This window comes from Phenylobacterium sp., assembly GCF_041919955.1.
Taxonomy (GTDB): domain Bacteria; phylum Pseudomonadota; class Alphaproteobacteria; order Caulobacterales; family Caulobacteraceae; genus Phenylobacterium.
On sequence record NZ_JAYRSU010000036.1, the window covers coordinates 1 to 24,078 of the forward strand.

Here is a 24,078-nt window from a genome sequence, read left to right on the forward strand (position 1 = left end):
TGGGGAAGTGCGGCCGTAGCCGCTCCATCTGCTCGTCCGTCAGCCAATACAGGTCGCTCATATCCAATCTCCTTGCAGAGCCTGAATCAGATCGAGCGCATCACATCAATGGGTCCTGAGCCTATGTCGGGAAACGCGCACATCGGTTTCCGAAAACACAAAGCCCATGTTATGGCAATGGGTATTTAGAATATTATTAGTTCTAGTATAAACGACGCGGATATAACCAAGGGCATATCGCTTAAAGGTTTCAAAAGGCGAAATTGATTCGCGATTTTGGCGTGTATCTTGTGTTTGATTGTCGCGAGGCGGGCCGAAATTATATCCAAATATATATGATATGTATCGCCATTGGCATATGGATTTCGCCTATCCGGTGAGTTTTTACTTATTTCTATTGATATCCGTCAAATTTGGGTGAGCCTCCCCGCACGGTCATCGGGAGGGCCTCCATGCGGACGGACGGTATCGGCGAGCGTTTGGAGTTCATGCGCCTGGACGATGAGGCCAGGCGCGCCCTGCGGTCGATCGCGCCGCACGTGACGAGGGCCTTGCCGGCGGCGCTCGATGATTTCTATCAGGTGATCTTGGCTCATCCCCAGACCCGCCGCCTCTTCGACGGCCAGGACCAGATCGGCGGGGCGCGTCGTCGACAGATCGAGCACTGGCGCAAGATCTCAAGCGCCGAGTTCGATGAGGCCTACGTGGCCGCGGTCACGGCGGTGGGGCAGGTCCACGCCCGCATCGGCCTGGAGCCCCGCTGGTATATCGGCGGCTATGCGTTGTTGCTGGAGTCGCTCATCGGCGCGGTGTTGCTCGCCCGGTGGCCGCGCGGCGGCCTGGGCGCGCGAGGACCGGCCTTCAGCGAGGTCGCCGCCGAGCTGGGCGCCCTGGCCAAGGCGACCTTGCTCGACATGGACTACGCCATCACCGTCTATCTCGACGCGGCGGAAAACGCCCGGCGTATGGCCGAGACCGAAGTGTTGGCGGCCGAGCGGTCGGCTGTGGCCAGGCATCTGGGCGGCGGCATGGCCGCGCTGGCCGGCGGCGACCTCACCTATCGAATGCAGGCGGACCTGCCGGCCGAGTACGCGGGCCTGGTCGAGGACTTCAATCGGGCGGCGGGGCAGATTGAGACCGCCATCCGCGCCGTCGCGGTCGCCTGCGGTGCGATAGGCGCCAGCACCGACGAGCTGGCCGGTGCGTCCAACGATCTCTCGCGGCGCACCGAGCAGCAGGCCGCCAGCCTGGAGGAGACCGCCGCGGCGTTGGACCAGGTCACCGCCACGGTCGGCCGGACGGCCCAGGGCGCGCGCCAGGCCAATGCGACGGTCGCCGAAGCCAAGGCGCAGGCCGAGATGTCGGGCCGCGTCGTCGACGAGGCGATCGCCGCCATGGGCGGCATCGAAACCTCCTCGCGCCAGATCGGCCACATCATCGGGGTGATCGACGAGATCGCCTTCCAGACCAACCTGCTGGCCCTGAACGCCGGGGTCGAGGCCGCGCGCGCCGGCGAGGCGGGCCGCGGCTTTGCGGTCGTCGCGTCCGAGGTCCGCGCGCTGGCCCAGCGCTCGGCCGACGCCGCGCGCGAGATCAAGGCGTTGATCTCGGAGTCCGAGCGCCAGGTGGCGCGCGGCGTGCAACTGGTCGGGCAGACCGGCGAGGCGCTGCGCTCCATCGTCGAGCGGGTCGCCGAGATCGACGGGGTGATCGGCTCCATCTCCTCGTCGTCGCACGAGCAGTCGATCAGCCTGGCCGAGATCAACGCCGCCGTGAATCAGATGGATCAGGCGGTGCAGCAGAATGCGGCCATGGTCGAACAGACCGCGGCGGCCACCCATAGCGTCCGGGACGAGGCGGCGGAACTGGTGCGGCTGGTGAGCCGGTTCCAGGTAAACACCGCAGACTCCGGCCGGCGCCGGGAACGCCCCGGCGGAGTGGCGATCGCGGCCCTGCGCGGGGGGCGGGCGTGACGGCCGTCGACTGGCGCGCCCAGGGCGCGCATCCCCCACCTCGCGCCGGGGCGGGCGCCTTCGTCGGTCGGGAAGGTTTGGCGCGGCGGCTGCGGCGCGTGCAACAGCTCTCGCGGACCGGCGGCTGGGATTGGGACATCGCCAGCGGCAGCCTCGCCTGGTCGCCGGAGACGTTCGAGATCTTCGGCATGGGGCGCGACGCCTGTGAGCCGACCTACGAACTGTTTCTCGCGCATGTACATCCGGAAGACCGATGCGAGGTCGAGCGTCGGGTGGAACAGGCCCTGGCCGGCGCCCAGGACTACGACGTCGAGCACCGCATTCTGAGGCCGGACGGCGCGGTGCGTTTCGTGCGCCAGCAGGGCGAGGTCGAGCGCGATCTGACCGGTGAACCCATCGCCATGTTCGGCGCCGTGCAGGACGTGACCGAGATGCGCCTGGCGCGCCTGGCCTCGCGCCGCAGCCAGGAAATCCTGGCCAGCATGCTGCAGATCTCACCCGAGGCCATTCTGCTCAGCGATGCGCGCGGGCGGATACTGGCTGTCAGCGCCGGGGCCGAGGCGATGTTCGGCTATCGCAACGCCGAGATCGTCGGCGACCACGTCGAGCGGCTGATGCCGGAGCGGTTCCGCGCCAATCATGCGCGCTATGTCGCCGAGTTCGGCGCGGCGCGCGCGACCAGCCTGCGCATGCACGAGCGGGCCGAGATCCTTGGCCTCCATCGGGATGGCCGCGAGTTCCCGGCCGAAGCCTCGCTGGCCAAATTCCAGACCGATGAGGGCGCGGCGCTGCTGACCATCGTCCGTGATCTGACCGAACGTCGCGCGGCCGAGGCGACCCTGATCGAGGCGCGCGAGCAGGCTGAACGCGCCAACGCCGCCAAGTCGACCTTCCTGGCCAATATGAGCCACGAGATTCGCACCCCGTTGAACGGAGTACTTGGCGTCGCCGGCGCACTGGCCATGACCGAACTGTCGGCCAAGCAGGCCGAGATGGTGCGGCTGATCGAGACCTCGGGGCGCGCCTTGCAGGCCCTGCTGGGCGACATCCTCGACCTCGCCAAGGTCGACGCCGGCCACATGCAGCTGCGGGTGGCGCCCTTCGCGCTGGATCGGCTGCTGGAGGAGACCGTGGCGCTGTTCCGCGCCAGCGCCGCCGAGCGTGACGTGGCCTTGGCGGTCAGCACCGGCCCCGCCGCCTCGGCGATCTATCTCGGCGATGACCTGCGCATTCGCCAGGTGTTGTCCAACCTGGTCAGCAATGCGGTGAAGTTCACCTCCACGGGGCGCATCGAGGTGAGCGTCCGCATCCGTCCCGCCTCGCAGCCGGACGCCAGCCGCGTGCGCTTCGAGGTGCGCGACACCGGCGTCGGTTTCGAGCCGGACCTTGCCGCGCGCCTCTTCGAGCGCTTCGAACAGGCCGACGGTTCGATCACCCGCCGCTTTGGCGGCACGGGCCTGGGCCTGGCGATCTCGAAGGCGCTGGTCGACCTGATGGGCGGCGACATATGGGCCGAGGGGCGTCCCGGCCGTGGGGCGACCTTCGCCTTCGAAGTGGACCTCGCCCATGACGTGGTCGGCGAGCCCTGTGACCCGGAACCCCCGGTCGCGGCGAGCGCCGGCCCAGCGCTGGCTGCGGTGCTGCTGGCCGAGGACCATCCGATCAACCGCATGGCCGTCGAGTACATCCTAGAGGCCCTTCCTGTTCGCCTGGTCAGCGTCGCCAATGGGGCCGAGGCGGTCGCCGCCAGCCGTTCCGAGCGCTTCGACCTGATCCTGATGGATATGCAGATGCCGGTGATGGACGGCCTGACCGCCATCGGCGAGATCCGCCAGGACGAGGCGCGGCGGGGCCTGCCGCCTGCGCACATCTGCGTCCTGACCGCCAACGCCTTCGAGGAGCACCGCGAGCGCGCCGAGGCGGCCGGCGCCGACGCTTTCCTGACCAAGCCGGTCCAGGTCGGCCAGTTGATCGACCTGGTCTCCGGCCTGCGCGTCGAACCTCAAGCGGCGCCGTAAATTCGCCCCGATGCGGCCCGTCACTCCGCGCTGCGGAAAACGGGTCGGGAGGGATGTCTTGCGCGCGATTCAGGTCACCATGGCTGCCGGGCTGGCCCTTGCGCCGATGGGCGCGGGCGCTGAGCCCATCGCGCCTGCGCAGATTTCCCAGCGCGTGCTCGACGACCTGCGCGATCTCGGCGGCGTGCCGGGACTCGGGGCCGCGGTCTGGAAGGACGGGGCGGTGGTCTGGAGCGGTTCGAGCGGCGCCGCCGATCTGGCCGCCGGCAGGCCCGTGACCTCGGACACCATCTTCCGTCTGGCCAGCGTCTCCAAGCTGATCACCGTCACCGCGGCGGCCAGGCTGAGAGAGCAGGGCGCGCTGGACGTCGACGCGCCGGTGCAGTCGCTCGTGCCGGCGCTCAACCCGAAATGGCCGACGCTCACCGCGCGCCAGCTTGCTGCCCACACGGCCGGCGTTCCTCACTACCAGGCCGTGGATGCGAACCGCGGCAAGGTCCATCACGCCAGCGTCAGCGAGGCCCTGAAGGTCTTCAAGGACCGCGACCTGCTGTTCGCGCCCGGCTCGCGCTACAACTACTCCTCCTATGGCTACACCCTGCTGAGCGCGGAGATCGAGGCGGCGGCCAGGCGCCCCTTCCTCGACTATGTGGCCGCCGAGATCACGCCGGGCCTGGCCATCCGGGTCGACGCCACCGGACGCCTGAAGGAGGCCTCGGTCGCCTACGAGGTCGAGGGGGACAAGGTCGCGCCGGCCGCGCCGCATGATTTCAGCTACACCTGGGCGGGCGGCGGCATGAGCGCCACGGCGCCGGCCTTGGCCGCCTTCGGCGGCCGCCTGCTGGACGGCCAGGTCGTCTCGCGATCGACCTTTGACTGGATGCTCGTGCCGGCCGTTTTCAACGACGGCAAGCCTGTCGTCGAACGCGGCGAGGCCATCGGCTTCGGCTGGCGCACCCTGAAGGACGAAGACGGGGAAACGGTCGCCCGCCACGCCGGCGCCGCAGATGGCGCGCGCAGCGCCCTGGTGCTCTATCCCCAGCGCCGGTTCGCCGTCGGCCTGCTCTCCAACGCGCTCTGGGCTTCCAGCATCGAGCAGTCGGCGATGACGATGTCGGCGCCCTTCCGCGGCGCCGAAGCCTGGGGCTCCATGCGGCCGTGCCCCACGCAGGCGAAGGCTTACGCCGGCGCTTTCGACGACAAGCCGATCGCCGGGACCGTGAGCTTCACGGTCGAGAACGGCCTGTGCGTCGGCGTGATGAGCGTGGACGGCCCCTTCGCCAAGTGGATGAACGATCTTCCTCAGAAGGATGCGACCGCCGTGCGCCTCGTCGGCCTCGATCCGCGCGGCGGCCTCGCCCGCGCCGCTCTTGTCACCCCGGCCGGCGCCTATGAGCTGCGCCCCGCCACGTCCGTGGGCGCATACGTGGCGCGCCTGGGGCCGACCCGGTCGGTCTCGCTGACGTTCGCGGCTCAGTAAAAGTCCGGCGCGGCGGTGCGAAGCCGCGCCTCGTAGGCCGCCGCTCTGCCCATCACGCCCGACTTCCAGTCGGTATCGACCGCGCGCCCGAGATCCTGCAGCAGCCAGGCGGTCTGCGGGTCGAAGGGGAAGAGGTTGGCGAGATCGGCATAGGTGTTCGAGGCCCAGGGATAGGCCGCGATGTGTCGCCAGTAGTTGTCTTCCAGCCGCACGGGCATCTTCGCGCGGATGTCCGCGGGCCATTGAGCCGAGCCCTCGGAATTGGCGGCCAGGTTGGCGTAGGTCACGTATCGGAAGGTTCCGAACGGCGCCTTGTCCAGGGCGTCGGCCTCTGCCAGGAAACGTGCTGCGGCGACGCGGTCGCCCGGCGCGGCGGGGTTTCCGGCCAGGTTGTTGGCGGCGAGGAACCGACCCGCCTGCGGATCTCGCATGAACGCCTGGATCTGCGGGCGGATCGACTCGAGGGCCGCACGGTCGGCCGTGATACGCCCGCCGTACTGCTGGGTGACGTTGAGGAACAGCATCAGCGACGCCAGCGGCGGCTCGCCGCCCTTGCGCACGCCATCCATCAGGCTCTCGAAACTCGGAGGCCTGTCCTTGCCGCCGGAATCGACCACCGCCAGCGCCCGCCGCAGCGCCTGGCCGCGGGGGCTGGCGTCGCCGGCGACCTGCGCCCGCAGCGCCGAGGGCAGGCCGCCGGGCAAGGGGTATTCCGCCTTCTCCCGCCGAAGATTGGCCAGGGTCATGCGCTGGGCGGCGACCTGGCCCGCGGGGTTGGTCTGCATCACCTCGATGACCATCGGCAGGCGCGCGCGGCCGGCGATGTCGGCGCGCATCTGCGGGTGCATCGGGAAATGACGGGCTAGGAAGCGGGAAAACGCCATGGCTTCGGCCGGCGACAGCGCTCCCAGGTCTCCGGAGATCGACCCGGCCGCCTGCGGGCCGAGCAGGTACTGCACGCCGCCGGCGGCTGCGCGAATCTGCAGCGGCTTGGCGTCCTGCGGCGCGACGCCCAGGCCTGCCTCGCTCCAATAGGGCGCGGCTTCGACCGCCGGCTTCTGGCTCGTAGCCGAGGCGATCATCTTGGTCAGGGCGAGCCGGTTTTGCAGCTCGTTGAAGGCGAAGAACGGAATTGCATGGCAGTTCATGTTCATGACGCCGCCGCCGTCCGGCCAGGACAGCATGCGACAGAGCCCGTAGTCGTCGAGCTGGTGCGTCCCATCCATCTCCAGATGATTGAAGGTCTGCGCCAAGGTGGCGCGCGCGCGCTTCTCGACGGGATCCGCCGCAACGCCGGCGAAGGTGAGGTCGATGATCAGCGCCTCCTGCGCCCCGAGCGGCCGGGCGGCGCGGATCTGGTCCGAGGTCGAATAGGGCATGGCCTGCGCCTCGCCCTGGCTAAGCCGCATCAGGGCCAGCACGCCGGTCGCCACGACGATGACGCTCGCCGCCGCCAGCACGACGCGCTTGCCGAACTTCAGAATCATGGACGCCCCGTTCGCAACCGCTATGGTTGCAAGAGCGGCCGGGTTCCCGCTGAAAGTCAAGCTACCCGGAGTTTCCCTGGCTTTCGCGCCGTGACCGCCCGTCCTATCTAGCGGCCATGTCGGAAGCCGCCCTCGCCAGCCACGTGACGCCGCAGAACCTTCGCGACCTGGTCGGCCGCTTCTATGGCCGTGCGCGCCAGGACGAGCTGCTGGGGCCGGTGTTCGACGCCGCGGTCGCGGACTGGGACCACCACCTCGACCATATCGCCGCCTTCTGGAGCTCCAGCCTCCTGGGCGTCGGGCGGTTCACGGGGCGGCCGATGGGCGCGCACATGCGCCATCCGATCACCCCGCCGATGTTCGACCGCTGGCTGGCCCTATGGGGGCAGGCCACGGCCGAGATCTACGAACCCGACATCGCCGCCGCCCTTCAGGCGCGGGCGGCGCGCATCGCCGAGAGCTTCAAGCTCGGCCTGTTCTACCGCCCCGCCGATCACGATCCCGCCCGTCAGGCGTAGTTGCCCAGGGCGTCGCCGCTGGCGTCGCCGCAGCCGCTGCCGCCGTCGACCGGTATGATCGCGCCGTTGACGTAGGCCGCCTTGTCCGTGGACAGGAAGATGGCCATGTCGGCGATCTCGTCCTTGGTCCCGTAGCGGCGCATCGGGTTGCGGCCCTTGACCCGCGCCTCGGCTTCCGGGCTCGGCGCCAGGCGCGCCATGCCCTCGGTCTCGGCGATCGGACCCGGCGAGATGGCGTTGACCCGCACCCCGCCCGGACCCCACTCCAGCGCCAGGCACTTGGTCAGCATGTTGATGCCCGCCTTGGCCGCGCAGACATGGGCCTGGAACAGCGAGGCCCGCTCGGCCTGACCCGCGGTGATCGAGATCAGCGAGGCGCCTGGCCGGTTCAGGAACTCGAACGAGGCGCGCAGCACGTTGAAGGTGCCGATCAGGTCGATGTCGACCACCGTCTTGAAGCCGTTGGCGCTCATGCCCAGGGCCGGGGCCACGAAGTTGCCGGCCGCGCCCGACAGCACGATGTCGATTGGGCCCAGTTCCTCGTGCGTACGCTTCAGCGCCGCCTCGACCGCGGCGTAGTCGCGCACGTCGGCGGCCATGCCGATGCAGGGGCCGAAGGCCGCGACCTCCTTGGCGGCGGCCTCGATCTTTTCGGCGCTGCGGCTGATGATCGCGACCTTGGCGCCCGCCGCTGCGAACCGCTTGGCGATGCCGAGGTTGATGCCGCTCGATCCGCCCGCCACGAAGGCGACCTTGCCGGCCAGTTCCTGGGTCATGTTCCTCTCCCTTTGTCTGGGCGCGAGCTTAGCGCCGTCAGTCGCGGCCAAGGAAGGTTGACCCCACGGAGGGCGCTGCCGCGCGCGCTTCGGCATTTTCGAATAATGGGTTTGCTGGGCGCGGGTAAGTGCTTGACGACGCGCGCGACCTTTGTTCATTATCAGTGATAACTTATGAGGCCGTCCCGAGCGGTCCGCAGCCAGGGTTAGGGAACACATGACCGCCACCGACATGATCGCCGAACGCCCCAGCACGGCCAAGATCGAACACTTCGACGTGCTCGTCGTGGGCGCCGGCATATCCGGGATCGGCGCGGCCTATCATCTCCAGACCCAGCGTCCGGGAACCAGCTTCGTGGTGCTGGACAGCAAGGACACGTTCGGCGGCACCTGGGTCACGCACAAGTATCCGGGCATCCGCTCTGACAGCGACCTCTACACCTTCGGCTACCGCTTCAAGCCGTGGACCGGGGCGCCGATCGCCACCGCCGCCGAGATCCTCAGCTACATGAACGAGGTGATCGACGAGAACGACCTGTCGCGCCACATCCGCTACGGCCACAAGATCGTCAACGCCAGCTGGTCCAGCACCGACAACCTCTGGACCGTCGACGTCGAGCGCACCGACGGGACCAAGGCGCAGTTCACCACCAACTTTCTCTTCATGTGCCAGGGCTACTACAAGCACGACCAGGGCTACACGCCCGACTGGCCGGGCCTTGCCGACTACAAGGGCCGGATCGTCCACCCGCAGACCTGGCCCGATGATCTCGACCTTAAGGGCAAGCGCGTCGTGGTCATCGGCTCGGGCGCGACCGCCGCGACCCTGGTGCCGAACATCGCCGGCGAGACCGAGCACGTCACCATGCTGCAGCGTTCGCCGACCTGGTTCGTGCCGGGCCGCAACGTCGACGATCTGGCCGACACCCTGCGCCAGCTCGAGATCGACGAGACCTGGGTCCACGAGATCGTCCGCCGCAAGCGTCTGTTCGACGGCGCGGCCTTCACCAAGCGCGCCATGGAGGAGAGTGAGGCGGTCAAGGCCGAGCTGCTGGCCGGCGTGCGCATGTTCCTGGGCGACCAGTTCGACGTCGACAAGCACTTCACCCCCAGCTACCGCCCCTGGCGTCAGCGCATCGCTTTCATCCCGGACGGCGATCTCTTCCAGGGCATCGCCTCGGGCAAGGCCTCGGTCGTCACCGACGAGATCGAGCGCTTCACCGAGAACGGCATCCTCCTGAAGTCCGGCGAGGAGCTGAAGGCCGACATCGTCATCACCGCCACCGGCTTCGACCTCAGCGTGATGGGCGATATCCCGTTCCAGGTGGACGGCAAGGCGGTGAACTGGGCCGACACCGTCACCTATCGCGGCATGATGTTCACCGGCGTCCCGAACCTCGCCTGGGTGTTCGGCTACTTCCGGGCCTCCTGGACCCTGCGCGCCGACCTGATGGGCGACTTCGTGGCCCGTCTGCTCGGCCACATGCAGGACAAGGGATACAGGAAGGTCGTCCCCGCCCTGCGGCCCGAGGACAAGGACATGAAGATCCAGTCCTGGATCGACCCGGAGAACTTCAATCCCGGCTATCTGATGCGCGGCATGCACCTGCTGCCCAAGAGCGGCGACAAGAACGACTGGCGTCACACCCAGGACTACTGGGCCGAGAAGGACGAAATCCCGGCCATCGACCTGGACGACAAGGCCTTCCAGTACAGCTAGGCGGCCGGCTCGATCCGAAACCGCAGGATCGGGCCGTTCCAATGCTCGTCCGAGACATCGATCTCCTCGACGCCGCGGCAGCCGGGATGGCTGGCCGCGGCGTTTCGCCAGAAGGGCAAGGCCGGCAGGTTGCGGCGCGCCACCGCCGCTTCCCACAAGCCTGGCCAGCGGCTGAAGATCGTCTGGGCCGCGGCCGTCCCCACGCCGCCGCGCCGGTGTTTCCGCACCACGAAGAACTCGGCCACGTTGCGGTCGGCCGGCAGGCCGCTGTGCGAGTGGTCGTTGATCAGCGCCAGGCCTGCGACCTTGCCGCCGACCCGGATCAGCAGCGGGATGCGCGCCGCCTCGCTCCAGTAGCCGTCCAGCGGATAGGCGGGAAACAGGCCGTCGTCCTGCAACTCGCCGCGCTCCATCCCCGCCCACTGCTCCGAGAAGTCGTGGATGTAGAGCTGCATCAGGTTATCGAGAACCGGCCGTTCTTCGGGCCGGGCGAGGTCGATGGAGAGGGTCATTTCGGGCATCGCACGATGGTGTCTGTCTGGCCCTTGGATTTCAGCGTCCCGCCGGCCAGGACCAGGACCTGGCGGGTCTGCGCGCAGGCTCGGCGCGTGCGGCCCTTGCTGACCACAGTGCTGGTCTCGCGGCCCATCAGCGTCGCCTCGCGCCCGCCGGCGGCGATCTCGACCTTTTCCACCACGCCGCGCTCGACCGAGGTCGCCCCGGCCAGGAACTTGGCCGCCTGGGCCCGGGCCTGCTTCAGGTCGCTGCGGCCATAGGGGATCATGCCGCCGTGCTTCACGTCTCGGGTCTGGTCGATGAACACCGCGTCGGGCGTGAAGGTCGCGAAATAGGCGTCGAGGTCGCGCGCGTTCCATGCCGCCTCCTGCCGCGCCGCAAACGCCCGCGCCTGCGCCTCGCTGATCGCCGGCGCGGCCTGGGCGGCGGAGGCGGCCAAAAGCGCCAGCGCGCATGCCGCGCCCATTTCCCTTCTCCCCTTGCGGGAGAAGGTGGCGGGCGAAGCCTGACGGATGAGGGGTGGGTGCTGGCCGAATGCAGCAGAATGGGGAGGGGGAGGAAGCCCCCTTATCCGACCCCGCTGGCGCGGGGGCGCCTTCTCCCGCGAGGTGAGAAGGAAACGAACCAGCGTGCTCACCGATCCAGCCCCAAGGCCCGGGCCGCGTTGCCGCCCATCCACTTCTCGCGGACGCTCTGTTTCAGCGGCAGCTCGTCGGTCTCGGCCACCAGCTGGTGCAGCGGCACGTTCAGCGTGCCCCAGCCGCTGGCGAAGATGATCTTGTCCTGCAGGTTGCGCGCTCCGTAGTAGATCAGCGCCTCGTACCCCGCGCCGGGGGCCAGCATGTGCTTCACCCGCTTGCAGGCGAAGTCGATGTAGATGTTCTGATGGCGCGAGGCGATGGCGCAGGTCTCGGCCACCCACGGCCAGCCGGTCAGGCCCGCGACGATCCTCAGGGTGGGGAACTGCACCGCGATCTCGTCCAGGTACTTCGGGTGCGCATAATCGTAGGGCCGGTCCGACAAAAGGTGCAGCCCGGCGGTGATCCGCACGGGAATATCCAGCTCCACGCACTTGGCCAGGAAGGGCCGATAGGCCGGATCGTTGATGTAGCGCCCCTCGCGATAGGACGAGATCTCGAACCCGCGGCAGCCCCACTCGCGCACCCCGCGCTCCAGGGCTGCAACCCCGTCCTGGCCCTCGTCGCCCCAGATGCGGAACCAGGGGATCAGCCGGTCGGGATATTCGGCGGCGAACTTGGCCACATCCTCGTTGCTGGCCCGGCGCCCGGCGTTGCCGATGCAGGCGCAGCCGACCTGGGCGACGTCCAGCATGTTGATCACCTGGGCATGGCTCATCGCCCGGCCCATATCGACCTCGCAGAGCTTCAGCGCCAGCGAGGTCAGCCCCTCGGTCTGCTTGGCCGCGTTGAACTCCTCCAGGCTCATGCCGATCTGCGCGGCCCAGCCGGGCGCCATCTGCTGGGCGTAGCCTTCCTTGTCGAAGCCGCGGCCGGACTTGATGAGCCGGACTGTGTCCTCCACCGCCTCGCGGGTGGGGGTGTCGCATTCGAAATCGATGATCAGCACGCGCGTTTCTTTCCCAATGAAAATGATCGTCGAGCCTTGGGCCCTTATGGCGACCACCCTAGCGCGCGGAACGGCGACGGGAAGGGCTGGCGGGGCGCGCTGAATGCGGACAGGGTCGCGCCATGCGCCTCTATCTCTCCTCCTACCGCTTCGGCGCGGCAGCAGACATGTTGCTGGGGCTGGTCGGCGCCGGCGCGCGGATCGCGGTGGTGTCGAACGCCCTCGACCTGATCCCCGAGGAGTCGCGGCGGGCCTATGCGCGCAACGTGCACGATCCGCTGGCCGCCCTGAGGGACCTGGGTTTTGCGCCCTTCGAGCTGGACCTGCGCGGCTATTTCGGCCGGCCGGGCGCGCTGGAGCAGGCGCTGGAGGGCGTGAGCATGGTCTGGGCGGTCGGCGGCAACGCCTTCCTGCTACGCCGGGCCATGGCCCAGAGCGGGCTGGACGCGCTGCTGCTTAAACGTCTCGCCGAAGACAGCCTGGCCTATGGCGGCTGGAGCGCCGGCGCCTGCGTCGCCGGCTCGACCCTGCGCGGGATCGACCTGATGGACGAACCGGAGGCGGTCACCGAGGCGTACGACCCGGCCCCGATCTATGACGGCCTGGGCTTGGTGGATTTCGTCATCGTCCCCCACTTCGACTCGGATCACCCGGAGGCCGCGAGCGTCAGCGCGGCCTGGTTGGCGAAACAGGGCATCGCCCATCGCACCCTGCGCGACGGCGAAGCCCTGCTGCTGCGGGAGGGGCGGCTGGAGCTGGTCGGGGAAGCCTGACGGCTTAGCCGCCTATGTCGACCAGGATGCCGAGATCAGCACCCCGGTCGACCCGCCGCTGGCGGGTTAGACGAAATCGGACTCAGCGATTTGGGACAAGTTCCCGTAAGTGAGCTTCACCACGGTCGTCAGGGCGTTCGTTCCACTTCCATCGGCGAACACATAGACATTCGGAACAACTGTGGAGCCCACTTCGACGGACACGATGTCCTTGGCGCCTGACGCGATGAGACCCTTGGCGGCCGAAAATGCTTCGGCGTAGGTGGCCGACTTGATCTCTGCGTAGCTGCCGGTCACGCCAAGCGAGATACGGTCCACGCCGGTTTCAAAGGAAGTAATGGTGTCGACTTGGCTCTCGTCAGTTGGTGCCTCGCCGGGAGGGAAGACGAAGGTGTCACGGCCACCGTAACCCCAGAACGTATTTTTGCCCGTCGATGCGATGAGCGTGTCATCGAAAGCCGTTCCGTTGACGTTTTCGATTGAGGACAGAATAAACGTCCGCGTCCCATCAATGTTTTGGGGGCCGGTGTCCCGGAGGTCGATCCTTACACCCTTCGTGTCATAGACGTACGCGAAATGGATCGTGTCCGTTCCATCGCCACCCAAAAGGACCGTTGTTCCTGTTCCCTCGATTGGAGAAAAGACGTCATTTCCTGCACCGCCGTCGAGGGTGTCATTTCCTGAACTGGTGCGCAGATAGTCGTTTCCATCTTGACCGACTAAATAGTTATCTCCGCGACTATCATAAAGGACATCCCCAAATTTGCTTCCGTAGACATCCTCTATTCCGCTTATGGAGTCGTGTCCAAGATTTGGACTCATATCGAAATCGATTCCAGCTCCTGATGTAATTGTATCTTGAGCGTATATATTTGCATATCCACCGTCCAGAGCAACGAAAACTGGCCCGGCCGCATCGTCATAGCTCACCACGTCCCAGCCATCGCCGCCGATGATGGTGTCGGCGCCCCGGCCGCCTTCGAGGTGGTCGTCGCCCGCGCCGCCTTCCAGCCGGTCATTGCCCGCCCCGCCGCTGAGGTAGTTCACCCCCGCATTGCCGATCAGGGTGTCGTTGAACGCTGAGCCGTACAGGTTCTCGATGCCGGTCAGCTTGTCGCTGCCCGCGCCGCCGGTGGCCTGCGCGACCGTGAGGTTCAGGTCGACCTTCACCGCTGCCGTCGCGTCCTCATAGGCCGCCCAGTCGACGCCTGCGCCGCCGTCGATCACGTCGTTGCCCAGTCCGCCCAGCAGGTAGTCGTCGCCGGTTCCGCCGCTCAGGGTGTCGTTGCCCTCGTTGCCGGCCAGCACGTCGTGGCCGCCGCCGCCCGACAGGCTGTCGTCGCCGCCGAAGCCGTAAAGAATGTCATCGCCGGCGCCGCCCTTCAGCACGTCGCGCCCGGCCTTCCCGGATAGAAACATCGATCATTCTCCCGCTCGACTTTGAGGTGTCCCGCCGCAACCTCTGGGACAGTCGGGCGAGCCGGGAAAGGGCGAGCAACCTGGGCGCGAGCGGCGTTATCCTGCTGGCGGGCGCCTTAACCTTAACCGTCCTGTCAAAGCCCCTGGCGGCCGCTCGCCGCCCGCGGCTAGACTTGGCCGTGACAAGGGGAGGGGGAGCCCATGGACCGCAAGAGCCCGCTGGGGACGATCCTGCTGATCGCCTCGCTGATCGCGGGGATCAGCTACATCGCCTCCTGGCAGCTCGCCTTGCCGGCGGCGGCCAGCACCGCGTGGAAGGGCGCCGGCGTCGCGCTGCTCGCGCTCTATGCGGCGGTCCGCGCCCAGGGGCCCGGCGGATGGATGCTCTGCGCGGTCATGGTGTTCGGGGCCCTCGGCGACATCCTGCTGGAGACCCACGGCCTGAATGTCGGGGCGGTCGCGTTCCTGGTCGGCCACCTGGTCGCCATCGGCCTCTATCTGCGGTATCGGCGCGCAAACCTGCCGAAGGGCGATGCGATCTTCGCCGTCCTGCTGGTTCCGGCGACCGTCGCCATCGCCTTCCTGCTGCCGTCCGACCGGGCGATGGCGCCCGGCGTGGCGCTCTATTCGACCGGCCTGGCGCTGATGGCCGCCTGCGCCTGGATCTGCCGGTTTCCGCGCGCCATGACCGGCCTCGGCGCGCTGATGTTCGTGGTCTCGGACCTGCTGATCTTCGCGCGCGGCGGGCCGTTGGCCGGCCAGGCTTGGGTCGGCTATGGCGTCTGGATCCTCTACTACTTCGGCCAGGTGCTGATCGCCCTCGGCGGGGTGCGGGGCCTCTCGAGCGAGCGGCGGCTCTGAGGCGCCTTTCGGAGATTTAACTGGTCGGGCGAGCTTTTGCGCGGCCAGTCTCGGGGCATGAAGCTCGCCGCCCTCGCGCTCGCCTGCGCCCTGACCGCCGGTCCCGCCCTCGCTGAGGACGTGACCGCCTTCGTGCACGTGAACCTCGCCCCGATGACCTCTGAGGCGGTGCTGAAGGACCAGACCCTGATCGTCCGCGACGGGGCTATCGCCGCTATCGGAAAGGACCTGCCGCCGCCGCCCGGCGCGCGGGTGATCGACGGGCGCGGCGCGGCCTGGCTCGCGCCCGGACTGGTCGACGGCCACGTGCATTCCGACACGTCCGAGGCGCTGAAGGTCTACCTCGCCCACGGGATCACCAGCGTCATCGACATGGGCGCGGCGCGTCAGGAGTTCATCTCCCAGGTCATGCCGGCTGTGAACGCGGGCAAGCGGCCGGGCCCGCATGTCTACGCCGCGCTGCGGGTCGACGGCTTGCCGCGCTACGGCCAGCTGGTGGTGCGCGACGCCGAGGACGCCCGCGCCGCCGTCCGCCTGGCCAAGGTCAACGGCTACAGCTTCATCAAGGTCTACAACAACCTCGCCCCCGCGACCTTCGCGGCCCTGGCGCAGGCCGGGCGGGAGCAGAGGCTGCCGCTGGTCGGTCACGGCGTCACCGCCGTCGGCCTGCCGGCCCAACTCGCCGCCGGCCAGCTGCTGGTCGCCCATCTGGAGGAGTTCCTCTACACCGGTCCGGGCGTCCCGCCGCCGGACGGAGCGCCCAGCGACGCGGCGATCCCGGCCGTGGTGAAGCTGGTCAAGGACGCCGGCGCCTTCGTCGGCGTGGACCTCGTGACCTACGGCGCCATTGTCGATCAGTGGGGCAAGCCCGATCGGCTGGCCGGCTATCTGGCCGCTCCGTCGGCCGGCCTCGTCACGCCTGAGCGGCGGATCGAATGGAAGGACTCCGGCTATGTGCGCCGCACAGGGGACATCACGCCCAACCTCGCCTTCCTTGAGCGCCTGGCGCTCGCCCTGGCCAAGGCCGGCGTGCCGCTTGTCGCTGGAACCGACGCCCCGACCGTTCCCGGCCTGGTTCCGGGCGTCTCGTTGCATGACGACCTCGCCCGCTTGCGCGCCGCAGGCCTCAGCCCCTACCAGACGCTGGCCAGCGCCACCCGCACGCCGGGCGAGCTGGTCGCCCGCGCGCGGGCGGACGAGCCGCGCTTCGGCGTCCTCGCGCCTGGCGCCCGCGCCGACCTGATCCTGACCGCCCGGAATCCGCTTTCCGACCTCTCGACCCTGCGTAGGCCCCAGGGTGTCATGGCCGCCGGCCGCTGGTACGAAGCGGTCGAGCTGAGGGCCATGTTGGACGAGGTCGCAGCGACTTATCGCCTGTCGATACAGTAACTTCGCCGTACGGCTACGGCCAAGCTGCGCCCCTAAACCGCCCCTTTCGCCTAGGATGGAGAGGGGGAGGGTCGTTGCGCCGCCGCAGTCTGGGCGGCGCCGTTCGGGGATCGGATGAGCCGAAGTCAGTTGGAGTTCGATCTGGAGCGCGCCCCGCCCGCCGGACGCGCGCCGTGGCGACGGCCGGTGGTGGCCGTGCTCAGCACTGCCGTCCACGGCCTGATCCTGCTTGCCCTGTTCAACGCCCGCCCCGAGCCGCCGCCCGTTTTCGAGCCGCCGCCGATGGTCGTGCAACTGGTCGAGCCGGCCCCGCCGATCCCGGCCCAGACGCCGCCCGAGCCGTCGCCCGCGCCGTCACCCTCTCCAGCGCCGCCGACGCCTGAGCCGAAGCCCGCCAAGGCGGCCGCGCCCAAGTCGCCGGCCAAGCCCGCCCCGGTCCCGCCGCGCCGAAAGACCGCGCCGGCCCCGAACGCCGACGCCCTGCCGGCCGGCGAGGGCGGCGAGGGCGTGTCCGGCTTCGAGCTCAGCGAAGGACAGATCGCCGGCGCGGCGCGCGCCGGGGCCGGCCAGGGCGGCGGCTCGTGCGACATGCTGCGCTGGCTACAGAGCCAGCTTCGCAAAGACCGCCGCGTCCAGGCCGCCATGGCTCAGGCTCGCAGCGGCAAGCCCGTGGTCGTCTGGCACGGCGGCGAGTGGATCCGGCACGGCGGCGAGGAGGGCGAGGGCCTGGCCTCGGTGCGCGAGATCGTCATGTGGGAGATCGCTTTCGCGCCCGACGAATGCCGTCGCCAGCCGGTCAGCGGCCTTGTGCTGATCTCGCTCAATGACGGCCCCGGCGCGCCGCGCATCGTCATGGGCGCCGACCGCCGCTGGGCTTGGTCCGACATGCTGCACTCGCCCCGCGCGGTGACCACCGGCCGCGTCCTGCGCCGCTGAGGAGGCCTCTCGACGCCGCGCCCGACTTCGTGCAGCCCTGGGCCGGCATCCAGGCGGAGACGAAATGCAGGCGCTCGGCGCGATGATCCTCAGCGGCGGCGGGTCGCGCCGTATGGGCCAGGACAAGGCCGGCCTCGACTGGCTGGGCCGCCGCGCCATCGACCGTGTCGCCGATCTCGCCCGCGCCGTGGGCGCCGAGCATGTCGTCAGCGTCGGCCCTGACGATTTCGGTCTGCCGCGGGTGATCGAGCAGCAGCCCTTCGGCGGCCCGGTCGGCGGGGTGCTGGCCGGTGTGCGGGCGTTGCGCGGCCTCGGCGCTGCGCGCGCCCTGGTGCTGGCGGTCGATGCGCCGACCCTGACGCCGGCCGACCTTGCGCCGCTGCTTGCCGTCGCCGGGGCGGGCGCGGCCTATGAGGGCCTGCACCTGCCGATGGTCGCGGCCCTGGACGCCCTGCCGGGCGAGGCGCCCGCCGACTGGCCGCTGGCGCGACTGGCGCAGCTCGCCGGGATCGTGCGGCTGGCCTGCCCCCTCGAGGCGCGGCTGCGCGTGCGCGGGGCCAACACGCCGCAGGAACGCCAGGCGCTGCTGGACGAGCTCGCCGCCCGCGAGGGCTGACGTCAGCCTGCCGCTGCGGCCTCAAGCGGCGCGATGTCCAGCTTGACCATCGACAGCATGGCCTCGGCGACGCGCCGCACCTTGGCCGGGTCCGGATCGTCCAGCAGCTCGCGCAGCCGCCGGGGCGCGACCTGCCAGCAGAGGCCCCAGCGGTCGCGCACCCAGCCGCACTGCTCGATCTCGCCGCCGTCCGACAGCGCGTTCCACAGCCGGTCCAGCTCGGCTTGCGTCTCCGGTTCGACCATGATCGAGAAGCTGTGGTTGAACGGGTCCAGCGGCCCGGCCTCGATGGCCATGTAGTTCTGATCGCCCAGGGTGAAGTCGGCGATCTTCACGCTGCCGGCAGGCCCGGCCGGGCTCTCGCCCATCACCGCCGACATGCCGTTCAGCCGCGAGCCGGGGACCAGCGAGACGTAGAAGGCGATGGCCGCCTCCATGTCCTTCTCGAACCATAGATGCTGGGTGACCTTCATGGCGTCGTCCTCCTGGGGCTGAGCGCGGCCGGGCGGCCGCATCTGGTCCAAGGACGTGCGGGGAGGACGCGATCCGACAGGTGGTCGCCCTATCTGTTTCGCAGCGGCTCTGGTCCGTCGATCCCCTTGTCCGACACCGCCCACATCACGCCCGGGGGCGTGACCACCACCACCGGATTGCCCATGCGCAAGGCCATGAAGGCGTGGATTTCGGTTGGCGTCTCGTCCATCAGGTGACTGACCACGGCGATGGCCGGACCGTCCGGACCGGCTTTAGGTTGCTTCATCTCCAGGCAGCTTTTGGAGAAGGCCCGCTGGCTGACCGCCTTGCCCGTCTTGTCCACCACGACTTCGAAGTGGCCGCCGAACGGAAAGACGCCTGTCTGGGTCATGGGGGTCAGGAAATAGACGCCCACCTCTCCATTGTCGGCCGGCAACGGCAGCACGTTGAAAGGCGCAGTCCCACAGGGCTTGCCCTCCAGCGCCTTGAACGCCGTGGCGCGGGCTTGGGCCAGCCGCAAGGCTTCGGGCGTCAGCGTCCGGTCCTCGCCGTCGGCCAGCAGATGCGAGCGCACCACCCGGCGCCCGCTCATGGTGGCGCGATAGATTGCGTAGAAGGCGCCGTCCTTTACGCCGAAATAGGTGAAGTTCAGCGCTGGGCCTTCGGGCTCGGCCACCCAGCCGCCCTCCTTGGGCAGCGCCGAGGCGGGCATTCGGGCGAGCAGGTCATCGGTCGACACCCAGGCGCCTTCGTCCAGTGCGAACAGGCGGCGGCCCTGGTCCAGCGCCTGCTCGGCCTTGGCGCGTTCGCCGCGCTCGTGCACGCCAGCCATATCCCCAACGCCAGCGCCGCCGCCCTGCCTGTCATGCCCGTCCCCTGAGATCACGATCTATGGTGGCGCGACGGGGGCTCTGCATGCAAGCTCGGTCGTCACCGCCGCGCGGTCGGGTCGCCCACCTCGACGTTCAGCCGGTGCGCCTCGGCGGCCAGTTTCGTCACCGTCTCGGTGTCGATGGCGTCGCCCTCCCGCAATACGATCCGGCCCATCTCGTACTTGCCCCCGGTCTTCATCCGCGCCTCCAGGGCGGTCAGCCGCTTGCCGCGCCAGAAGCCCAGCAGCACGCGGGCGTCCTCGGCGCGGATCAGCATGCAGGCGCCGCCAGCGAAATAGACGATGTGGCCCCACTTGATCCGTTCCTCGAACGGTGCGGCCCCGCGCACGGCGGCGCGGAGCTGCTCGACCAGCGGTCGCCGCCAGCCGTCGATGGCGGCGACATAGGCGTCCGGGCTCGCCGCCGGCTTTTCCTTGCGCATGGTTTCCCCTTGGCTGCGGCGACGATACAGCCGCCGCGCCTGAAGACCAGCGTTACGCGCTTCGCCCGACCGCGCGCAGCCGCTCGGGCTCGAGGATGCGGATGCGGCCATAGGCGCGCGCGATCGCGCCCGCCGCCTCCAGCGCCTTCAGCTCCTTGTTGATGGTCTGGCGCGAGACCCCGATCATCGCCGCCAGGTCCTCCTGGCGCACCGCCAGCTCCGACCGGCCGGCCGAGCGCGCCGCCCCGGCCAGGCTCCGGGCCAGGCGCACCGCGATGGGCTGGGCGATGCTGTGGCCCATGAAGCTGATGGCCGAGCGCTGGCGCGTGGCGATCAGCACCCCGAGGTCGCGGTAGAGCAGGGGCTCGTCCGCGGCAAGCCGCTCCACCGCCGCCAGCGGGACGTGCAGGAGCCGCGTCGGGCGGACCACCACCGCGTCGTGCGGCCGCGGCCCGCCGTCCACCACCGACAGCTCGCCGAACCAGCCGCCGGGGCCGACGATCATGCTGACCGCCTCCACCCCCACCGCCGGATAGGAGATCAGCCGCACCTCGCCCTGCGCCACCGCCCACAGGCCGTCGGGCGGATCGCCTATGCCGTAGACCCGCACGCCGGCGAGCGCCTGACTGGCCCGCGCCAGGCCCAGCAGCGCGCGGCGGCGGTCCGGCGCCAGGGCGGCGAACCAGGGGTCGGTCTGGGGAAACGCGGCGGGCATGACGAAAAACCACCTCGCGCGCCGCCAATTGTCAAATCGGCGACAATCTTCCTCGCCCGCCCGTGGGACCAAGGGGCTCCAGGAGGGAGCCGACGCCCATGAACGCCCACACGACCATCCAGCCCGCCGCCAGCCTTCGCGACCAGGTGTCCGAGGAGGAGTGGGCGGTCCGCGTCGACCTCGCCGCCGCCTATCGCCTGGTGGCCTATTACGGCTGGGACGACCTGATCTTCACCCACCTGTCGGCGCGCGTGCCGGGGCCCGAGCACCACTTCCTGATCAACCCCTACACCCACATGTTCGACGAGATCACCGCCTCGTCGCTGGTGAAGATCGACGTCGAGGGCAACCGGGTGATGGAGACGCGCCAGCCGGTGAACAAGGCCGGCTTCGTGATCCACTCGGCCATCCACATGGGCCGCGACGACGCCCACGCCGTCCTGCACCTGCACACCCCGCACGGCCAGGCGGTGTCGGCCATGGCCGAGGGCCTGCTGCCCCACACCCAGACGGCGATGATCGCCCGCCACGACGTCGCCTATCACGACTTCGAGGGCATCGCGACGGACCTGGAGGAGCGCGAGCGCCTGGTCGCCGACCTCGGGACCAAGAACGCCATGATCCTGCGCAACCACGGCACCCTGACCGTGGGCGAGAGCGTGCCCCAGGCCTTCCTGCGCATGTACTATCTGGAGCGCGCCTGCGAGGCCCAGGTGCTGATGCTCAGCGCTGGGCGCGAGAACCTCAACCCGCCGCCCCAGGGCGTCGAGCAGAAGGTCGAGATGCAGAGCGCCGCCCCCGGCATGAAACGCCTGGCCGAGGGCTTGGCCTGGCCGGCCCTGCTGCGCAAGCTCGACCGCATCGACCCCAGCTTCCGGGACTGATGCGCGGGAAGGGGGCGGCGCTAAGCCGCCGCCTCCGCCGTCCCCATCGCCTCGTGGCTCAGCCGCCGCGAGAACAGCCGCCCGACCAACAGGAACACCACGCCCGCGCCCAGGGCGATGCCCGCATGCATCAGCCAGAACCGGCTGGCCGGCATCTTTTCCAACAGGCCGCCGATGATCCCGACGGTCTGGTTGGCCATGAACAGGTGCAGGTAGTAGACGCCGATGATCGAGCCGGAGACGGCCTTGGGCGCGGCGCGGGCGAACAGGGCCAGCGACACCGGCAGGATGTTGGCGAACCCGATGCTGTTCAGCACGTGGAAGGCCACGCACCACAGGATGTTGACCTTGGTCCCGGTCGCCTCGGCGATCGCCGCCCCGGCCGCCAGGCACAGCACGCCGCCGACCGAGACGAAGGCGCCGATGGTCAGCTTGCCGATCTCGTCCGGCTCCTTGAAGCGGGTGGCCCACATCCGCCAGAACACCACCATGATCGCCAGGAACGAGACCGAGACCACCGCGTCCAGCGTGATCAGCCAGGTGGTCGGCGCCTTCTGGCCCATGATCTCCAGGTTCACCGCCCGGTCGGCCCAGACCAGGTAGGCGTTGAAGATCTGCTGGTTGCACAGCACCGAGGCGGCCATGATCGGCAGCAGCGCCACCAGCAGCAGGATGGTCTTGCCCTCGCCCGGAGCCAGCTTCGGCCGCTCGCGCTCGCCCCGCGCAGCGGCGGGTCGGGCGGCAGGTGGCGGCGGCTGCTCAGATAGATCACCAGGGCGATCAGCATCCCGACCCCGGCCGCGCCGAAGCCGTAATGCCAGCCGACCTTTTCGCCCAGCGTCCCGGCGATCAGCGGCGCGGCGATCACGCCGGCGTTGATGCCCAGGTAGAAGATCTGGAAGGCGTCGGCCCGGCGCAGGTCCTTGTCGCCGTAGAGCGCCCCCACCTGGCCGGCGATATTGCCCTTGAAGCAGCCGGTGCCGAGGATCAGGCACAGCAGCGCCACCAGGAACGAGACGTCGAACGCCATCAGGAAGTGGCCGGCCGACATCAAGAGCGCGCCGAGGATGATGGTGCGGGTCTTGCCCAGCACCTTGTCGGCCAGGAAGCCGCCCAGGATCGGGGTCAGGTAGACCAGGCTGGTATAGAGCCCGAAGATCGCCGAGGCCGTGGCCTGGGTCGAGGCGCCGGGGTGATAGATCGCCTCGAGGAAGCCGCGGAAGGCTTCGAAGCCCGCGATCCGCTCGACCTGCGGGCTGAGCAGCAACTGCTTGGTCATGTACAGCACCAGCAGCGCCTGCATGCCGTAGTAAGAGAACCGCTCCCAGGCCTCGGAAAAGGCCAGGAAGCCCAGCGCGCGCGGGTGTCCCAGGAAGGCGGTGTCGCCGTCGGCGGCGGTCTTGGTCATCGGCTGCTCCGAGGGCGCCCCCGCCCAAGACCGCCATTAACGCCAATGTCGTCCGAATGTTAAGCGCCTGTCGCAGGCGCAGGTCCGCCGACGCGCCTTAGTCGTCCAGCATGCCGCCGAAGGGGCGGCCGGGCGGCAGCGCCAGGACTGGTCGCCGAACACCAGGTCGGGCAGCAGCGCCTCCACCGAGGAGACCATTGGCGCTCGCGCCGGCTGCTGTCAGCGAAATAGCTTCAAAGCCAAGCTCTTCGCCAAGATCCCAGCCGAGGTCGACACGCGGGTCCTAGGGGGCCCGGCGGTGGAAGATCAGCTCCTACGGTCTGGGGCCTACAGTATGGTGCTCGCTCGGTCCCGCTAGAGCCCGGCCGAGCGCGCCAGGCCGGCCAGCCGCTCGCGCGAGACCGCCTCGACGAGGTCGCGCAAGGCCGCGGCCTGCGTCGCCAAGGCCTCCAGGTCCTCAGACCCGATCTCGTAGCTGGTCGAATAGCGCGCCTCGACATAGGCCCGCTTGAGCAGTTCGAACCGCCGCCGGTCCAGCCGGCTCTCCCGCGGCCAGGCCGCAATCAGCCGCGGCTCGCCCTGTTCCGCCAGGGAGCGCAGGAACTTGATGTTGTGCGACCTCGGAAAGTACAGTGTCCGCACCAGCAGGAAGCAGGCGTACGCCGTCTCAACAGTCTGGTGGAGGGAAAACGCCGCGTTCTTCCGATAGCCACCATCGTTTGCTGCTCGCGCGAGTTGGAAGTCGACCGTCTCCATCCAGCGGCGAATGTCAGCACTTTTGCTATCGAAATACCCCTGCGCCAGCGCGTAGGCATCCTTCGGCGTCGGCGGCGCGGGCATGGCCAGCGGGTGGTTCGGCAGCTCGTAGAGCACCACCCCGTCGCGGGCGATGTCGGTGAAGAAGTACTGCCCCTTGGAGAGCGCTTCGTTCACCTCCTGCAGGGTGTGGACGATGATGTTCACCGTCCGGCCCACCTGGGGATCGCGCAGGATCTTGTCCTCGGCCACGTACCAGTAGTCGGCGATGTCGGTCAGCTTCTCGTGGCTGACGACGATCAGGAGATCGTAGTCCGACTGATAGCCGTTCTGCGGCTCGTCCACCCAGTCGTTACGGGCATAGCTGCCGAACAGGATGATCTTCAGCACCCGCCCCTGCCGACGGAACGGCTGGGTGCCGCCGGCCACCGCCGCCTCGAACTCGGCCAGCAGGGTCT

24 protein-coding genes are annotated in these 24,078 nt (G+C 69.0%); 11 read left to right on the forward strand and 13 right to left on the reverse strand.

Annotation, left to right across the window (positions count from 1 at the left end):
* Positions 1 to 452 precede the first annotated feature (452 nt).
* Genes ACE3T2_RS20240 through ACE3T2_RS20250 form a run of 3 tightly spaced genes read left to right on the forward strand, consistent with a single transcriptional unit; the run spans position 453 to position 5,471 of the window.
* Entirely contained in the window at positions 453 to 1,973 is a 1,521-nt protein-coding gene (locus ACE3T2_RS20240) for a globin-coupled sensor protein (RefSeq protein WP_374660731.1), read from the forward strand.
* A complete protein-coding gene (locus ACE3T2_RS20245) occupies positions 1,970 to 3,991 on the forward strand; it encodes an ATP-binding protein (RefSeq protein ID WP_374660733.1) in 2,022 nt (673 codons plus the stop codon). The genes ACE3T2_RS20240 and ACE3T2_RS20245 overlap by 4 nt, the downstream gene beginning before the upstream one ends.
* Positions 3,992 to 4,049: 58 nt before the next feature.
* A complete protein-coding gene (locus ACE3T2_RS20250) occupies positions 4,050 to 5,471 on the forward strand; it encodes a serine hydrolase domain-containing protein (protein ID WP_374660735.1) in 1,422 nt (473 codons plus the stop codon).
* Here the strand turns inward: ACE3T2_RS20250 and ACE3T2_RS20255 are convergent.
* Positions 5,465 to 6,958 carry a hypothetical protein gene (locus ACE3T2_RS20255; protein WP_374660737.1) on the reverse strand — a complete coding sequence of 498 codons (1,494 nt, stop codon included), beginning with the start codon at positions 6,956 to 6,958 and terminating at the stop codon, positions 5,465 to 5,467. The genes ACE3T2_RS20250 and ACE3T2_RS20255 overlap by 7 nt on opposite strands.
* 116 nt (positions 6,959 to 7,074) lie before the next feature.
* Here ACE3T2_RS20255 and ACE3T2_RS20260 point away from each other — a divergent pair, with 116 nt between their 5' ends.
* A complete protein-coding gene (locus ACE3T2_RS20260) occupies positions 7,075 to 7,476 on the forward strand; it encodes a group III truncated hemoglobin (protein ID WP_374660739.1) in 402 nt (133 codons plus the stop codon).
* On the opposite strand, the gene ACE3T2_RS20265 is transcribed toward ACE3T2_RS20260, so the two are convergent.
* Positions 7,467 to 8,252: an SDR family oxidoreductase gene (locus ACE3T2_RS20265; protein WP_374660741.1), complete on the reverse strand. Its 786-nt coding sequence runs from the start codon at positions 8,250 to 8,252 to the stop codon at positions 7,467 to 7,469. The genes ACE3T2_RS20260 and ACE3T2_RS20265 overlap by 10 nt on opposite strands.
* A 217-nt stretch (positions 8,253 to 8,469) precedes the next feature.
* Here ACE3T2_RS20265 and ACE3T2_RS20270 point away from each other — a divergent pair, with 217 nt between their 5' ends.
* Entirely contained in the window at positions 8,470 to 9,972 is a 1,503-nt protein-coding gene (locus ACE3T2_RS20270) for a flavin-containing monooxygenase (protein WP_374660743.1), read from the forward strand.
* On the opposite strand, the gene ACE3T2_RS20275 is transcribed toward ACE3T2_RS20270, so the two are convergent.
* The 3 genes from ACE3T2_RS20275 to ACE3T2_RS20285 form a co-directional block, all read right to left on the reverse strand.
* Positions 9,969 to 10,484: a GNAT family N-acetyltransferase gene (locus ACE3T2_RS20275; protein WP_374660745.1), complete on the reverse strand. Its 516-nt coding sequence runs from the start codon at positions 10,482 to 10,484 to the stop codon at positions 9,969 to 9,971. The two genes, ACE3T2_RS20270 and ACE3T2_RS20275, sit on opposite strands and share 4 nt — an antisense overlap.
* On the reverse strand, positions 10,481 to 10,954 hold the full coding sequence (locus ACE3T2_RS20280) for a DUF4440 domain-containing protein (protein ID WP_374660747.1): 474 nt from the start codon (positions 10,952 to 10,954) through the stop codon (positions 10,481 to 10,483). The genes ACE3T2_RS20275 and ACE3T2_RS20280 overlap by 4 nt, the downstream gene beginning before the upstream one ends.
* A 167-nt stretch (positions 10,955 to 11,121) precedes the next feature.
* Complete coding sequence (locus ACE3T2_RS20285; protein ID WP_374660749.1) at positions 11,122 to 12,075, reverse strand: amidohydrolase family protein; 954 nt, start codon at positions 12,073 to 12,075, stop codon at positions 11,122 to 11,124.
* Positions 12,076 to 12,197: 122 nt separating this feature from the next.
* Between ACE3T2_RS20285 and ACE3T2_RS20290 the strand changes: the two genes are divergently transcribed.
* The gene (locus ACE3T2_RS20290) at positions 12,198 to 12,848 is read left to right on the forward strand and encodes a Type 1 glutamine amidotransferase-like domain-containing protein (RefSeq protein WP_374660751.1); all 651 of its coding nucleotides are present in this window, start codon (positions 12,198 to 12,200) and stop codon (positions 12,846 to 12,848) included.
* A gap of 66 nt (positions 12,849 to 12,914) precedes the next feature.
* On the opposite strand, the gene ACE3T2_RS20295 is transcribed toward ACE3T2_RS20290, so the two are convergent.
* Positions 12,915 to 14,267, reverse strand: coding sequence for a calcium-binding protein (locus ACE3T2_RS20295; protein WP_374660753.1), 1,353 nt, complete (start codon positions 14,265 to 14,267; stop codon positions 12,915 to 12,917).
* A 201-nt stretch (positions 14,268 to 14,468) separates the two neighbouring features.
* Between ACE3T2_RS20295 and ACE3T2_RS20300 the strand changes: the two genes are divergently transcribed.
* The 4 genes from ACE3T2_RS20300 (at position 14,469) to ACE3T2_RS20315 (ending at position 18,069) form a co-directional block, all read left to right on the forward strand.
* Complete coding sequence (locus ACE3T2_RS20300; protein ID WP_374660755.1) at positions 14,469 to 15,128, forward strand: lysoplasmalogenase; 660 nt, start codon at positions 14,469 to 14,471, stop codon at positions 15,126 to 15,128.
* Positions 15,129 to 15,185: 57 nt separating this feature from the next.
* Positions 15,186 to 16,517, forward strand: coding sequence for an amidohydrolase family protein (locus tag ACE3T2_RS20305; protein WP_374660757.1), 1,332 nt, complete (start codon positions 15,186 to 15,188; stop codon positions 16,515 to 16,517).
* 114 nt (positions 16,518 to 16,631) lie between these two features.
* Positions 16,632 to 17,453 carry a hypothetical protein gene (locus ACE3T2_RS20310; RefSeq protein WP_374660759.1) on the forward strand — a complete coding sequence of 274 codons (822 nt, stop codon included), beginning with the start codon at positions 16,632 to 16,634 and terminating at the stop codon, positions 17,451 to 17,453.
* Between the two features lie 64 nt (positions 17,454 to 17,517).
* A complete protein-coding gene (locus tag ACE3T2_RS20315; protein ID WP_374660761.1) occupies positions 17,518 to 18,069 on the forward strand; it encodes an NTP transferase domain-containing protein in 552 nt (183 codons plus the stop codon).
* A 2-nt stretch (positions 18,070 to 18,071) separates the two neighbouring features.
* On the opposite strand, the gene ACE3T2_RS20320 is transcribed toward ACE3T2_RS20315, so the two are convergent.
* From ACE3T2_RS20320 to ACE3T2_RS20335, 4 genes are all read right to left on the reverse strand, one after another.
* Positions 18,072 to 18,542, reverse strand: a complete 471-nt coding sequence (locus ACE3T2_RS20320; RefSeq protein WP_374660763.1) for a VOC family protein — start codon at positions 18,540 to 18,542, stop codon at positions 18,072 to 18,074.
* A gap of 89 nt (positions 18,543 to 18,631) precedes the next feature.
* The gene (locus ACE3T2_RS20325) at positions 18,632 to 19,375 is read right to left on the reverse strand and encodes a hypothetical protein (protein ID WP_374660765.1); all 744 of its coding nucleotides are present in this window, start codon (positions 19,373 to 19,375) and stop codon (positions 18,632 to 18,634) included.
* Positions 19,376 to 19,473: 98 nt separating this feature from the next.
* Positions 19,474 to 19,857, reverse strand: a complete 384-nt coding sequence (locus tag ACE3T2_RS20330) for a DUF1801 domain-containing protein (protein ID WP_374660767.1) — start codon at positions 19,855 to 19,857, stop codon at positions 19,474 to 19,476.
* Positions 19,858 to 19,909: 52 nt separating this feature from the next.
* The gene (locus tag ACE3T2_RS20335; RefSeq protein ID WP_374660769.1) at positions 19,910 to 20,572 is read right to left on the reverse strand and encodes a Crp/Fnr family transcriptional regulator; all 663 of its coding nucleotides are present in this window, start codon (positions 20,570 to 20,572) and stop codon (positions 19,910 to 19,912) included.
* A 98-nt stretch (positions 20,573 to 20,670) separates the two neighbouring features.
* Between ACE3T2_RS20335 and ACE3T2_RS20340 the strand changes: the two genes are divergently transcribed.
* On the forward strand, positions 20,671 to 21,456 hold the full coding sequence (locus ACE3T2_RS20340) for a class II aldolase/adducin family protein (protein WP_374660771.1): 786 nt from the start codon (positions 20,671 to 20,673) through the stop codon (positions 21,454 to 21,456).
* A gap of 20 nt (positions 21,457 to 21,476) precedes the next feature.
* Here ACE3T2_RS20340 and ACE3T2_RS20345 read toward each other — a convergent pair whose 3' ends face one another.
* The 3 genes from ACE3T2_RS20345 to ACE3T2_RS20355 all read right to left on the reverse strand — a co-directional run.
* Positions 21,477 to 22,118 carry a hypothetical protein gene (locus tag ACE3T2_RS20345; protein WP_374660773.1) on the reverse strand — a complete coding sequence of 214 codons (642 nt, stop codon included), beginning with the start codon at positions 22,116 to 22,118 and terminating at the stop codon, positions 21,477 to 21,479.
* Positions 22,031 to 22,864, reverse strand: a complete 834-nt coding sequence (locus ACE3T2_RS20350; RefSeq protein WP_374660775.1) for a peptide MFS transporter — start codon at positions 22,862 to 22,864, stop codon at positions 22,031 to 22,033. The genes ACE3T2_RS20345 and ACE3T2_RS20350 overlap by 88 nt, the downstream gene beginning before the upstream one ends.
* A 354-nt stretch (positions 22,865 to 23,218) precedes the next feature.
* Positions 23,219 to 24,078, reverse strand: an 860-nt coding sequence (locus tag ACE3T2_RS20355) for a HEPN domain-containing protein (protein ID WP_374660777.1), incomplete at its 5' end; no start/stop codon positions are given.

What these genes read in the sequence shown, in the direction of transcription:
- ACE3T2_RS20240 (WP_374660731.1), top strand. Translation starts at nt 453, where the DNA reads ATGCGGACGGACGGTATCGGCGAGCGTTTGGAGTTCATGCGCCTGGAC.
- ACE3T2_RS20255 (WP_374660737.1), bottom strand. Translation starts at nt 6,958, where the DNA reads ATGATTCTGAAGTTCGGCAAGCGCGTCGTGCTGGCGGCGGCGAGCGTC.
- ACE3T2_RS20260 (WP_374660739.1), top strand. Translation starts at nt 7,075, where the DNA reads ATGTCGGAAGCCGCCCTCGCCAGCCACGTGACGCCGCAGAACCTTCGC.
- ACE3T2_RS20265 (WP_374660741.1), bottom strand. Translation starts at nt 8,252, where the DNA reads ATGACCCAGGAACTGGCCGGCAAGGTCGCCTTCGTGGCGGGCGGATCG.
- ACE3T2_RS20270 (WP_374660743.1), top strand. Translation starts at nt 8,470, where the DNA reads ATGACCGCCACCGACATGATCGCCGAACGCCCCAGCACGGCCAAGATC.
- ACE3T2_RS20275 (WP_374660745.1), bottom strand. Translation starts at nt 10,484, where the DNA reads ATGACCCTCTCCATCGACCTCGCCCGGCCCGAAGAACGGCCGGTTCTC.
- ACE3T2_RS20280 (WP_374660747.1), bottom strand. Translation starts at nt 10,954, where the DNA reads ATGGGCGCGGCATGCGCGCTGGCGCTTTTGGCCGCCTCCGCCGCCCAG.
- ACE3T2_RS20290 (WP_374660751.1), top strand. Translation starts at nt 12,198, where the DNA reads ATGCGCCTCTATCTCTCCTCCTACCGCTTCGGCGCGGCAGCAGACATG.
- ACE3T2_RS20295 (WP_374660753.1), bottom strand. Translation starts at nt 14,267, where the DNA reads ATGTTTCTATCCGGGAAGGCCGGGCGCGACGTGCTGAAGGGCGGCGCC.
- ACE3T2_RS20300 (WP_374660755.1), top strand. Translation starts at nt 14,469, where the DNA reads ATGGACCGCAAGAGCCCGCTGGGGACGATCCTGCTGATCGCCTCGCTG.
- ACE3T2_RS20305 (WP_374660757.1), top strand. Translation starts at nt 15,186, where the DNA reads ATGAAGCTCGCCGCCCTCGCGCTCGCCTGCGCCCTGACCGCCGGTCCC.
- ACE3T2_RS20310 (WP_374660759.1), top strand. Translation starts at nt 16,632, where the DNA reads ATGAGCCGAAGTCAGTTGGAGTTCGATCTGGAGCGCGCCCCGCCCGCC.
- ACE3T2_RS20315 (WP_374660761.1), top strand. Translation starts at nt 17,518, where the DNA reads ATGCAGGCGCTCGGCGCGATGATCCTCAGCGGCGGCGGGTCGCGCCGT.
- ACE3T2_RS20320 (WP_374660763.1), bottom strand. Translation starts at nt 18,542, where the DNA reads ATGAAGGTCACCCAGCATCTATGGTTCGAGAAGGACATGGAGGCGGCC.
- ACE3T2_RS20325 (WP_374660765.1), bottom strand. Translation starts at nt 19,375, where the DNA reads ATGGCTGGCGTGCACGAGCGCGGCGAACGCGCCAAGGCCGAGCAGGCG.
- ACE3T2_RS20330 (WP_374660767.1), bottom strand. Translation starts at nt 19,857, where the DNA reads ATGCGCAAGGAAAAGCCGGCGGCGAGCCCGGACGCCTATGTCGCCGCC.
- ACE3T2_RS20335 (WP_374660769.1), bottom strand. Translation starts at nt 20,572, where the DNA reads ATGCCCGCCGCGTTTCCCCAGACCGACCCCTGGTTCGCCGCCCTGGCG.
- ACE3T2_RS20340 (WP_374660771.1), top strand. Translation starts at nt 20,671, where the DNA reads ATGAACGCCCACACGACCATCCAGCCCGCCGCCAGCCTTCGCGACCAG.
- ACE3T2_RS20350 (WP_374660775.1), bottom strand. Translation starts at nt 22,864, where the DNA reads ATGACCAAGACCGCCGCCGACGGCGACACCGCCTTCCTGGGACACCCG.